This window comes from Calidithermus chliarophilus DSM 9957 (genome assembly GCF_000430045.1).
Taxonomy (GTDB): domain Bacteria; phylum Deinococcota; class Deinococci; order Deinococcales; family Thermaceae; genus Calidithermus; species Calidithermus chliarophilus.
Genome location: NZ_KE387025.1, coordinates 78,955 through 90,412, shown reverse-complemented (window position 1 = coordinate 90,412; position 11,458 = coordinate 78,955). Strand labels below are relative to the sequence as shown.

Below are 11,458 nucleotides of genomic sequence, written 5' to 3'. Positions count from 1 at the left end.
CGGCAGGTGGTGGAGAGCGTGCGGGTGCTGACCGAGCACGAGCTGCGCGAGCGGGGCGTGCGGCTGGAGACCGAGCTAGAGGGTGTTAGGCACATTGGGACATGAGATTGACGAAACGGGACAGGAGCAGGATGGCGAAAGCCAGGAAGTGCAGGCCCGCCAAGGTTTGTGGCAGACGTTCGTAATCCCTGGCGAGCCGTCGGAACCTCGCCACCCAGCCGAACGAACGCTCTACCACCCACCTTCTGGGTAGCAATACGAAGCCCTTCCTGACCTGGGGCAGTTTGACCACTTCCAGGTGGATACCTTGCGCCTGAGCATCCTGTCGGGCTCGCTCGCCGGTGTAGCCCGCATCCACGTAAGCCAGCTCGACGTTTTGCTGGGTGGCCTGCTGCACGGCCTGGGCTAACTCAGTCATCTGAGCCCGGTCTTGCTCGTCGGCTGGGGTGACGTGTAACGCCAACAGGTGTCCTAGGGTGTCTACGGCCACGTGCACCTTACTGCCCTTCCGACGTTTAGCGCCATCGTATCCCGCTCGCCCACCACTTTCAGGGCTGGATTGCAGGGTACGGCTGTCGAAGATGGCGGCGGAGGGTTGAGCCCTCCTGCCTTCAGCCAACCGCAACAACACCCTCAGGTCCTGCACGATGGCCTCGAACACCCCCGCTGCCAGCCAGCGCTGGGTTTGCTGATAAACCACTTCCCAGGGCGGTAAATCCCCCGGCATCATCCTCCACGCGGCTCCGGCACGGACTATCCAGCGCAAACCGTCGAACACGTCCCGCAGGGCGTATTCCCTTTGGGGTGCGTCCTCGCGCATCAGGGTCAGGTAGGGGGCCACGAACAGCCACTCCTCGTCGCTCACGTCGCTCGGATACCGCTTTCGGCTCATCCCTCCAGCTTAGCCCTAAAGTTCATAACACCCTCTAGCTTTTCCACACCCCGCCCGGCCGCGGGCACACTCGCCCGGCCCCTCCGGGGTCACCGCGCCGGGGCTTGGGGAAGCGTTCCGTCGGACCACGGAGACCGTTGTCGAGAACGTGGAAAACCATTCCCGACATCCGCCCGTTGCCGGGCGGAGGCGCCGGTCTTACGTGCTTTCGCGCCGCCGGCTTCCCGCTTCCTCCGGGACCGCCCGCCTTGCGGCAGGTCTTACACCCCGTCCACGGGCGTTTAGCGTCTCCGGTCCACTCCCGGCGACGGCGGCCACCAAAGCCGCGAGGTTCAGCGCCGCGTTGTGGTCCCGATCCAGGACCAGACCGCAAGCATCGCAGCGGAAGGTGCGCACCCACAGGGGCAGCTTCTCCTTCACCGCCCCGCAGCGGGAGCAGCGCTTGCTGCTGGGGTAGAACCTTTCCGCCTTCAACAGATGGGATCCGTACCAGACCGTCTTGTACGCGAGCTGGCGCCGGATCTCCGCGAGGGAGGCGTCCGCCACGGCCCGCGCGAGGCGGCGGTTGCGCAGCATCCCGGCCAGGTTGAGCTCTTCCACCACTACGGTTCCATACCTGCAGGCCAGCCGGGTGGTGAGCTTGTGCAGGGCGTCCCGCCGGATGTTCGCCACGCGGGCGTGGGCGCGGGCCAGCCTCCACCGGGTCTCCTCGCGGTTTTTGCTTTCCGGCTTCCGCCGCGCCAGCTCCCGGTTCAGCCGGGCGAGTTTTCGGAGTGCCTTCTTGAGCGGCCGCGGGTTCGGCACCTGCTCGCCCGTGGAGAGGACGGCCAGGTGCCGCAGCCCGACGTCCAGCCCGACCGCGGCACCGGGGAGTCTGGGGGCCTTCGGCTCCCGCTCCACCTCGCAGGTGAAGCCCACGAACCACCGCCCGCCTTCCCGGCTCACCGTGGCCCGCAGGATCCGGGCCTTCTTCGTCTCGATCCTCTCCAGCAGCGCCGTCGTCGGCTCGTGCGTCCGCACCCGGCCGATTTTGGGCAGGACGACGTGGCTCTTGTCGTCTACCCGGATCGCCCCGGTGGTGAAGCCCACCGACTCCCGCCCCCGGCCCTTCTTGCGGAAGCGGGGGAAGCCCATCCGGCGGCCTTTGCGCCGACCCTTGCGGCTGTCGGACCAGTTCTCGAGGGCCTTGGCCAGGCCCTCCAGCCCCGAGGAGTAGGCCTCCTTGGAGTTCTCCTGCCACCAGGGGGCGACCGCCTCCTTCTGCCGGTTCCACTCCCGGCGCAGCGCGGGGAGCGTCCAGGGCACCTCCACCTCCTCGCCCCTGCGGCGGGCTTCAAGGCGCTCCTTGACCAGCGCCAGCCCCCAGTTGAAGGCGAAGCGCCGCGCCCCCACATGGGAGGCAAGCGCCCGCTCGGCGCGGGGGGAGGGATCGAGGGCAAACCGGTAGGCCTGATACACCATCATGGCTCCATCGCCGCCTTCACCCCCCTTGCCGCCCTCTGCCTTGCAGAGCGACGGCCGTAGAGCCGGGCACAAAAGCTCGTCAGGACATCGATCATGTCCTGCGCCAGGTCATCTTTCACCTCGTCCGGCTCCACCACCAGCACGCGCCTTCCGCAGGCCGCGAGCGCGGCCTCGATATATTCCGACCCGAACCGCGCGAGCCTGTCCCGGTGCTCCACGATGATGCTCCCGTATTCGGGCGAGCGCAGCACCGAGATCAGGCCCTTGCGGTGGCCGTTCAGCCCGCTGCCCACCTCGGCGACTACCTTCGCCACCTTGATCCCCCTCTCCGCCGCGAACGCCGCGAGGCGCGCCACCTGGCGGTCGAGATCGGCTTTCTGGTCTGCCGAGGACACCCTGGCATACAGCACCGCACCGGCTTCCTTCCGCTCGGGCACGTCCACCAGGATGGTGCCCGTCGGCGTCTGGCGGGCGGGCACGGGGAGCTTGCCATGCTTCCACCACAGCCAGGCGGTTTTGTAGGAGATGCCGTTGGCCCGCGCCCACTCCGACAGCTTCATGGGCATAATATGCCATATTCTAGGTTGACTTTCTATAAATAAATCAGCAGTTATGAACCCTGCGATGCCCAACCCCCCCGACCTGACCCGCCGCCCTGCCGCCGAGTTCACCCCCGCCCAGCTCGCCGACTGCCTCACCGCCGGCTTCGAGGACTACCTGATCCCGGCGCGCTTCACCGCCGAGGGCCTCGAGCGGCGGATGCGGCCCGAGCACCTCGACCCCTACGCCAGCTCGGTCTACCTCGAGGGCGACCGGCCCGCCGGGGTGATCCTCATCGCCCGGCGGGGCTGGACCAGCCGCGTGGCCGCGATGGGGGTCGCCAAGCCCTTCCGGGGCCGGGGGGTGGGCCGCCGGATGCTGGAGGAGGCGCTCGAGGAGGCCCGAGCGCGCGGGGACCGGCGGATGCTGCTGGAGGTCTTCGAGCAGAACCCCGCCGCGGTGCGCCTGTACCAGGGGGTGGGGTTCCGCGTCACCCGCCGCCTGCTGGGCTACGAGCGGCCCGCCGAGCCGGGCGAGGCCGCCGGCCTGGTGGAGATCGACCCGCTGGACTACGCCCGGGTCGCCGCCCGCGAGTACGAGCCGGACCTGCCCTGGATGCTGGCCCCCGAGACCTTGTGCGGCTGGGTGGCCCCGGCGCGGGCCTTCCGGCTGGGCGAGGCCGGCTCCGCGGAAGCGGCCTACGCCCTCGTGAACGACACCCCCGGCGAGAGCTTCCTTTTGTGGGGCCTGCTCGTGCCCGCGCCCGGGCGCCGGAAGGGCTGGGGGCGGCGGATGGTCCGGGCCCTGGCGGCCCTGCACGGGGGCAAGGCCTGCCGGGTGGTGCAGGTCGTCCCGGAAGACCTGGCCCCGCAGTTCCTGGCCCGCCTCGGCTTCACCCCGCTGCCGCTCAACCAGTTCGAGATGCGCCACGACCTGGGGTCGTGAACTCCTCGAGTCCCCGCCCGCGTTCGCACCCGGCGTCGGCGAGGGGCTCAGCAGGGCGGGGGACGGTGTCGCCCGCATCGGCTCTCCGTTCTCGAGGGAAGAACCCGAACCGCCCCGGAGCGGGAACCTGTCCGTTGTTCGGGCCGGAATTCAAGTCCAGCCGTCACCTGGAGGGCACCTGGGCGTGGTTAAACTGGAGAGGTTATGGGAAGTTGCGCTGTGTGGGCGCCGACAAGGCTGCTGCGCCGGGGGGCAGGGGAGGGGCCTTGCTGAGCGAGGCTGAGAAAGCGCGGCTGCGCTGGTACCTCATGGCCTTTGGGGCGGTCGTGTGCTGGCTGCTGATGGGCTACTCGGCCTGGAAGCACCTCGACCGGCGCGACTGGCACTCCACCGTCGGCGAGGTGGTGGCGCGGGAGGACTGCGGGCGCAACTGCATCGCGCGGCTGACCTACCTCTACACCGTGGGCGGGCGAACCCGGCTGGGCCGCTTCAGCGAAACCCCCTCCCACCGGTCGCAAGAGCTGGGAGGCGGCCGCGTGACCGTCTACTACGACCCCGAGCGCCCGGAGCGCTCGACCCTCAGCCGCGACCTGCCCGGCAACTGGGGCTGGGGTCTGGCGTTCCTGGCCTTCTGTACGCTCTACGAGTGGGCGCAGTTCCGGGTGGCGACGGGGGCCGGACTGGGGCCCCTCGAGCCCCTGCGGCAGCGGGTATGGCGGCGGCTGGGGCTGTGATACCGGATTCAAAAAGATAATCATCCGATCCGAAGAGCCCCGGAGGCTATCTTTTCGAATCCTAGAGCACACCCCTCCCTGACGGTCGGCGAAGCAAGCGTATCCCTCCCGAGGGGCGCTACCGCCCTCCGCTACGCGGATAACTTCGGCCGGCCGCCCCGCCAGGGCGGGGCGGCGCCGCCGTTCGGTGACGAACTAACCGAATCGGGTATGAGGCGGAGTTCCTAACATACTCGGCACCGAACACCCTGCCCCCCATCAAGCCATCCTCGGGGGAAGGGGGCCGAACCCTCACAGCACCCTCGCGATCACGTAGGCCTCGTAGAACGCCAGCAGCGCCAGCAGCACCAGCGCGGCCCCCGCGCGCCGGGCGAGCTGCCCCTCGGGGGCGCCGCGGCTGGCGAGGTCGGCGATCTGGGCGTAGGCCGCGAACTCGCCCACCAGCAGCAGCGCGCACCACGTCAGGTACCAGCCGCCGTCGGGCAGCCCGGCCGGGGTGGCCAGCCAGCCCACGCGCAGGGCCCACAGCAGCACGAAGAGCCGGGGGGCGAAGGGGGCTAGGCGGGCCAGCAGCCAGGGCACGGCCACCCCGGCCAGCGCGTTGCCCAGCAGGATGGAGGCCGCCAGGGCCGGCACCGCGGGCCCGTGGGCGGTGCCGTCGGGGAGCGCCAGCGGCCCGTAGGGGGCGAGCCGCGGGCCGCCGCCCTCCAGCAGCACCGGCGCCAGGGCCCCCGCCAGGGCCAGCCCGGGGGCCACCCACACCAGCGGGAGCAGGTAGAGCCAGCGGCCGGCGGCCTCCAGGAGCGGGGGGTGGCGGTGCGGGGGGTGCACGGCTCGAGCGTAGCCACCGCCGCTGAGTCGCGTCTGAGTCGTCGTGCTCGGGCGTCGCCGCCCGTGTTCAGGGCCGGCGGGGCGGGGCGCAGCTCCCCCGCCGGATCAGGCGGCCGGGGAAGCGCAGGCGCACCACCTTGTCGGGGGTCTGGTGCTCGACCGCGTCGAGCACGATCTCCACCGCCGCGCGGCCCATCTCCTCGACCGGCTGTTCGATGACGTCGAGCGGGGGGGTCACCAGGGCCGTCCAGGAGTAGTTGTCGAAGGTCAGCAGCGACACGTCCTCGGGGATGCGCAGCCCCAGCTCCTTCAGGGCCCGGAAGGCCCCCGCCGCCTCGGTGCCGTTGAGCGAGAAGATCGCGGTGGGCGGCTCGGGCAGGCGCATGAGCTCGAGGGTGAGCTTGTAGGCCTCGGGCTCGATGAGCGTGATCACCCGCTGGTACTCCTCGACCGGCGAAAGCCCCACCGACCGCAGGGCCTCGGGGAAGGCCCGGCTGCGCTCTTCGGGGTGGTAGACCGGGTCGTAGCTCCCCAGGGTGGCGATGCGCCGGTGGCCGAGGGCGTGGAGGTAGCGCACCCCCTCGAACACGCTGCCCTCGTTGTCGAGCATCACGTGGCTGAAGGGGCTGCCGGGGTAGAAGTAGTCGATCTCCAGGACGTAGGTCCCCCGCTCGCGCATCCGCTCGAGGTAGTCCAGGTTGGGCGCGCCGTAGCCCGAGCGGATGATCAGGCCGCTGACCCGCTGCCCGTAGAGCACCCGCAGGTTGGCCCGCTCGAGGGCCGAGTCGTACTCGTTGTCGGTGACGATCAGGGCGTAGCCCCGGCTCTGGGCGGCGTGGGCGACCGTGCGCACCAGGCTGGCGAAGAAGGGCTCGATGATGTTGCCCACCATCAGCCCCAGGGTCTGGGTGCGGCCCCTCCTGAGGCCGCCGGCGACCTGGTCGGGCTCGTACCCGAGCTCTTCGATGGCCCGGCGCACCCGCGCCAGGGTCTCCGGGGCCAGCAGGTGCGGCTCGTGGATGGCGCGTTTGGCGGTGGTGGGGGCGACCCCGGCCCGCTTGGCGACGTCGAGGATACTGGGCACGTGACCATTGTATCAAGGACGGGGCTTGACAAACAATGAGGCCTTCTCTAGTCTTATGGACACGAGACCATTCAAGCCGACGTAACCCATGCCCCCGTGACGAGCATCGCTTTATCCTGTTGCCGCGCCAATGGTCACGTGTCCATTACCCCTATGAACCCTGTCGAGAGCCACGAAGCCCCCGAGACCGGCCTACCTCGAGCCGGCCGGGCCCGGCGGCGAAAGGAGGACGAGGAGCTGGATCAGTGAAACCCGCGCACCACCCCGGGCGGCCGCCGGCCTTCGGGCCGACGGCAACCGCAACGGCAACCGGCCATCGGCAGAAGTGGAGTCAGGAGGAGGGAAGATATGCGTTCGTGGAAGTCCTGGATCTTCGGTGTGGGCGTGCTGGCGTCGGCGGCGCTGGCCCAGACCACCATCACCATCGCCACCGTCAACAACCCCGACATGATCACCATGCAGAAGCTCACCCCGGAGTTCGAGAAGGCCAACCCGGGGATCCGGCTCAACTGGGTGGTGCTGCCGGAGAATGAGCTGCGGCAGAAGGTCACCACCGACATCGCCACCAACGCCGGCTCCTACGACGTGCTGACCATTGGCACCTATGAAGCGCCTATCTGGGGGAAGAACGGCTGGCTGGTGGAGATGAGCGGGCTGCCGGCCTCGTACGACCTCGAGGACGTCCTCAAGCCGGTGCGCGCCGGGCTCTCCTACCAGGGCAAGCTCTACGCCCTGCCCTTCTACGCCGAGAGCTCGATGCTGTACTACCGCAAGGACCTGTTCGCGGCCAAGAAGCTCACCGTGCCGGCCCAGCCCACCTGGGCCCAGGCCGTCGAGTGGGCCAAGCAGTTGCACAACCCCGGCGCGGGCGTCTACGGCATCTGCCTGCGCGGCCTGCCCGGCTGGGGCGAGAACATGGCCTTCCTCAGCACCTTCGTCAACACCCACGGCGGCCGCTGGTTCGACGAGAACTGGAGGCCCCAGCTCACCAGCCCCGAGTGGAAGCGGGCCATCGGGCAGTACGTCGAGCTGGTCACCAAGTACGGCCCCCCCGGGGTCACGGGCAACGGCTTCACCGAGAACCTGACCCTGATGTCGGAGGGCAAGTGCGCCATGTGGATCGACGCCACCGTGGCCGCCGGCCACCTGGCCAACCCCAAGACCTCCAAGGTCGCCGACAAGATCGGCTTCGCCAAGTCCCCGGTGGCCGTGACCCCCAACGGCTCGCACTGGCTGTGGAGCTGGGCGCTGGCGATCCCCAAGTCCAGCAAGAAGGTCGACGCGGCCAAGACCTTCGTCGCCTGGGCCACGTCCAAGGAGTACATCGAGCTCGTCGGCCGCACCCAGGGCTGGGTCTCCGCGCCTCCCGGCACCCGCTACTCCACCTACAACAACCCCAACTACCAGAAGGCCGCGCCCTTCGCCAAGGTGGTGCTCGAGTCCATCAACACCGCCGACCCCGCCAAGCCCACCCTCAAGCCCGTGCCCTACACCGGCGTGCAGTTCGTGGGCATCCCCGAATTCCAGGCCATCGGGACCCAGGTCGGGCAATTCATCGCCGGCATCGTCACGGGCCGGACCAGCCTCGACGCCGGGCTGGCCCAGGCCCAGGCCGCCGTCGAGAAGCTGATGAAGGAAGCCGGATACCTCAAGTGACGCGCCAGAGGGCCGAGCCGGTGATCGAGTAGGCCACACCGCGCCGGGCGGGCCGCTCCGCCCGCCCGGCCACCCCCCGAGGTCGATGATATGACCCGCACAAGCGCTCTTACCCGGCCGCGGCCCCGGTCGGCCCGGCCCAACACCCTCTGGCTGCTCGGCCCGGCGATGCTGCTGCTCATCGTCTGGACCCAGATCCCCTTCATCCTCACCGTCTACCACTCCTTCCGCCGCTTCAACCTGCTCAACCCCGAGCGGCAGGGCTTCGTCGGCCTGGGCAACTTCGGCTCCCTGCTCACCGACCCCATCTTCTGGACCTCCGTCCAGAACACGCTGGTGCTGGTGGGCTCGGTGCTGCTCGTCACGGTGGTGGCCGGGCTTTTCCTGGCCGTGCTGTTCTACCAGGACTTCCCCGGGCGGGCTCTGGCCCGCACCCTGGTCATCTCGCCGTTCTTCGTGATGCCCGTCGTCAGCGCCCTGATCTGGAAGAACATGCTGATGCACCCGGTGTACGGGCTCTTCGCCCGGGTCGCCGAGGGCTTGGGGCAGCGGCCCGTCGACTGGCTGGCCGCCTACCCCATGCCCTCGATCGTGCTGATGGTCTCCTGGCAGTGGATCCCCTTCGCCCTGCTGCTCATCCTCACCGGGCTGCAGTCGCTGTCAAAGGAGCAGCTCGAGGCCGCCAAGATCGACGGGGCCAACGCCTGGCAGGAGTTCCGCTACGTCATCGTGCCCCACCTGGCCCAGACCCTGGGCGTGGTGGTGATGCTGGAGACCATCTTCCTGCTCACCGTCTTCGCCGAGATCTACGCCTCGACCTCGGGCGGGCCGGGCCTGGCCACCACCACCCTGCCCTACCTCATCTACCTCAAGGCCTTCGGCGAGTACCGCATCGGGGTGGCGGCGGCGGGCGCGGTGTTCGCCGTCGTCCTGGCCAATGTCGTGGCGGTGTTCGTGCTGCGCACGATCGGGCGCAACCTGCAAGGAGGCCGCACGTGAGCCGCGCCCGACGCGCCCGCTGGGAGCTGACGCTGCTGGCCTACCTGGCCGCGCTCGTCATGTTCTTCCCCATCCTCTGGCTCTTCCTCACCGGCCTCAAGAGCGAGGGGGACGCCATCGCCATCCCGCCCAAGCTGCTCTTCACGCCCACCCTCGAGAGCGTCCGCGAGGCCCTCGCCCGCAGCGACTACGCCCGGCACTTCCTCAACTCCGTCGTCTCGGCGCTGGGGTCGACCGCGCTGGCCCTGGCCCTGGCCATCCCCGCCGCCTACTCCATGGCCTTCTACCCCACCAAGCGCACCAAGGACACGCTCTTGTGGATCATCAGCACCAAGATGATGCCGCCCGTGGGGGTGATCATCCCGGTGTACCTGATCTTCCGCGACCTGCGCTGGCTCGACAACGTCTGGGCCCTGGCGCTGATGTACGCGGTGATGAACCTGCCGGTGGTGGTCTGGACGCTGTACGCCTACTTCCGCGAGATCCCCCACGAGATCATGGAGGCGGCCCGGGTCGACGGGGCCGGCACCTCCCAGGAGCTCACCCGCGTGCTGCTGCCCGTTTCCGGCCCCGCCGTCGCCTCGGCGGCCCTGCTCAGCGTCATCCTGGCCTGGAACGAAGCCTTCTGGAGCCTCAACCTGACCTCGGCCCAAGCCTCCCCGCTCTCGGTCTACGTCGCCTCGTTCAAGACCGCCGAAGGGCTCTTCTGGGCCAAGATGTCGGCGGCCTCGATGATCGCCGTCCTGCCGGTGATGGTCATGGGCTGGCTGGCCCAGCGGCAACTGGTGCGGGGCCTGACCTTCGGGGCCGTCAAGTAAGGAGTTAAGACTTATGCGAGCTGCCGTGATCACCCGACCCCGGACCCTCGAGGTGCAAGAAGTCCCCACCCCGACCCCCGGCCCCGGACAGGTGCGCGTGCGGGTGGGGGCCGCCGGGGTGTGCGGCACCGACCTGCACCTGTTCGACGGGCACTTCCACGCCCGCCTGCCCCTGATCCCCGGCCACGAGGTCGCCGGGGTGATCGACGAGGTCGGGCCGGGCGTTGCCGACCTCCGCGAGGGCCAGCTCGTCGCGCTGGACCCGGTGGTCCCCTGCGGGCAGTGCTGGGCCTGCCGCCGGGGGCAGCGCCAGCACTGCCTGCGCTTCGAGGCGCTGGGCCTGACCCGGGCCGGGGGCTTCGCCCAGCACGTGGTAGCCCCGGCCGCCAACGCCTACCCGGTGCGCGGCCTCAGCGCCGCCGAGGCGGCCTTCGCCGAGCCGCTGGGCTGCGTGGCCTGGGGGATCGTGCGCCTGCGCCCCGAGCCCGGCAGCAAGGCCCTGCTCTTCGGCGCCGGCCCCATCGGCCTGCTGCTGATGCAGGCCTTGCTGATCTCGGGGGCGGCCGAGGTGACGGTCGTGGACCCGGTGCCCGAGCGGCTGGCCCTGGCGAAGGCGCTGGGGGCGAGCCACGCCGTGCCGGCCGGGGCGGGCATGGCCGACGCCCTGCGCGACCTCGAGCCCCACGGCTTCGACGTCGTCGCCGAGGCGACCGGCGTCGCCGGGGTGGTGGAGGCCATGCCGCGCTACGCGGCGGTGGGCGGCAAGGTCCTGATCTTCGGCGTCGCGCCCGAGGAGGCCACCGTCCGCCTGAGCCCCTACGACGTGTTCCAGCGCGACCTGAGCGTCGTCGGCAGCTTCTCCCTCAACGGCACGCTCCCGCTGGCGCTGAACTGGCTCGAGAGCGGCCGCGTGCGGGTCGGCCCCCTCATCAGCCACCGCCTGCCCATCGAGGAGCTGGGCAAGGCCCTGGAGTACAAGGAGCACCCCGGCATGGGCGACGCGCTCAAGGTGCTCATCGTCCCCGAGTGAGCGGGGGAGGGGAGGAGCGATGATGCGAACTCAGATCAGCAGCCCCCACCAGATCGCCTGGGTCGAGGGCCCCGAGCCGGAGCCGCGCCCGGGGGAGGTGCTGCTCGAGCCGCTGGCCATCGGGGTCTGCGGCTCGGACCTCCACGTCTACGAGGGCCTGCACCCCTTCGTGAGCTACCCGGTGTTCCCCGGCCACGAGGTCGCGGCGCGGGTGGTGGGGGTGGGGCCCGGGGTGGAGGGCGGGTGGGAAGGGGCGCTCGTGGCCCTCGAGCCCTCCCTCACCTGCGGGGAGTGCGAGGCGTGCCGCAGCGGGCGCTACAACATCTGCGAGCGCCTGCGGGTGATGGGGTTCCAGGCCCCGGGGGCCATGGCCGAGCGCTTCGTGAGCCCGGTGCGGAACCTGCACCGCCTGCCCGAGGGCTTCGACGCCGAGCTCGGCGCGATGGTCGAGCCGCTGGCCGTGGC

General features: G+C 70.1%; 12 protein-coding genes. 7 read left to right on the top strand and 5 right to left on the bottom strand.

Annotated features, from left to right (window positions below; all coding sequences use genetic code 11):
• Positions 1-85: 85 nt before the first annotated feature.
• From MEICH_RS0115425 to MEICH_RS0115415, 3 genes are all read right to left on the bottom strand, one after another.
• Entirely contained in the window at positions 86-892 is an 807-nt protein-coding gene (locus tag MEICH_RS0115425) for an IS5 family transposase (protein ID WP_027893371.1), read from the bottom strand.
• Positions 893-1,090: 198 nt separating this feature from the next.
• A complete protein-coding gene (tnpB, locus tag MEICH_RS0115420; protein ID WP_027893370.1) occupies positions 1,091-2,356 on the bottom strand; it encodes an IS607 family element RNA-guided endonuclease TnpB in 1,266 nt (421 codons plus the stop codon).
• Positions 2,353-2,916, bottom strand: a complete 564-nt coding sequence (locus tag MEICH_RS0115415; protein WP_027893369.1) for an IS607 family transposase — start codon at positions 2,914-2,916, stop codon at positions 2,353-2,355. Before MEICH_RS0115415 ends, tnpB begins: the two co-directional genes overlap by 4 nt.
• A gap of 52 nt (positions 2,917-2,968) precedes the next feature.
• Here MEICH_RS0115415 and MEICH_RS0115410 point away from each other — a divergent pair, with 52 nt between their 5' ends.
• Complete coding sequence (locus MEICH_RS0115410; RefSeq protein ID WP_027893368.1) at positions 2,969-3,841, top strand: GNAT family N-acetyltransferase; 873 nt, start codon at positions 2,969-2,971, stop codon at positions 3,839-3,841.
• Positions 3,842-4,107: 266 nt separating this feature from the next.
• A complete protein-coding gene (locus MEICH_RS0115405) occupies positions 4,108-4,575 on the top strand; it encodes a DUF3592 domain-containing protein (RefSeq protein WP_027893367.1) in 468 nt (155 codons plus the stop codon).
• Between the two features lie 291 nt (positions 4,576-4,866).
• On the opposite strand, the gene MEICH_RS0115400 is transcribed toward MEICH_RS0115405, so the two are convergent.
• Both MEICH_RS0115400 and MEICH_RS0115395 read right to left on the bottom strand, forming a co-directional pair.
• Entirely contained in the window at positions 4,867-5,406 is a 540-nt protein-coding gene (locus tag MEICH_RS0115400) for a hypothetical protein (protein WP_027893366.1), read from the bottom strand.
• A gap of 67 nt (positions 5,407-5,473) precedes the next feature.
• Positions 5,474-6,490 (bottom strand): LacI family DNA-binding transcriptional regulator, encoded by a 1,017-nt coding sequence (locus MEICH_RS0115395; protein ID WP_027893365.1) that lies wholly within the window; start codon positions 6,488-6,490, stop codon positions 5,474-5,476.
• A gap of 348 nt (positions 6,491-6,838) precedes the next feature.
• Here MEICH_RS0115395 and MEICH_RS0115390 point away from each other — a divergent pair, with 348 nt between their 5' ends.
• The 5 genes from MEICH_RS0115390 to MEICH_RS30220 all read left to right on the top strand — a co-directional run.
• Complete coding sequence (locus MEICH_RS0115390; RefSeq protein ID WP_027893364.1) at positions 6,839-8,146, top strand: ABC transporter substrate-binding protein; 1,308 nt, start codon at positions 6,839-6,841, stop codon at positions 8,144-8,146.
• A gap of 90 nt (positions 8,147-8,236) precedes the next feature.
• Positions 8,237-9,145: a carbohydrate ABC transporter permease gene (locus MEICH_RS0115385; protein WP_027893363.1), complete on the top strand. Its 909-nt coding sequence runs from the start codon at positions 8,237-8,239 to the stop codon at positions 9,143-9,145.
• Positions 9,142-9,963: a carbohydrate ABC transporter permease gene (locus MEICH_RS0115380; RefSeq protein ID WP_027893362.1), complete on the top strand. Its 822-nt coding sequence runs from the start codon at positions 9,142-9,144 to the stop codon at positions 9,961-9,963. The genes MEICH_RS0115385 and MEICH_RS0115380 overlap by 4 nt, the downstream gene beginning before the upstream one ends.
• A 13-nt stretch (positions 9,964-9,976) precedes the next feature.
• The gene (locus MEICH_RS0115375; protein ID WP_027893361.1) at positions 9,977-10,993 is read left to right on the top strand and encodes a zinc-dependent alcohol dehydrogenase family protein; all 1,017 of its coding nucleotides are present in this window, start codon (positions 9,977-9,979) and stop codon (positions 10,991-10,993) included.
• 22 nt (positions 10,994-11,015) lie between these two features.
• Positions 11,016-11,458: alcohol dehydrogenase catalytic domain-containing protein (locus MEICH_RS30220; RefSeq protein ID WP_036219443.1), on the top strand; the 443-nt coding region annotated here is incomplete at its 3' end.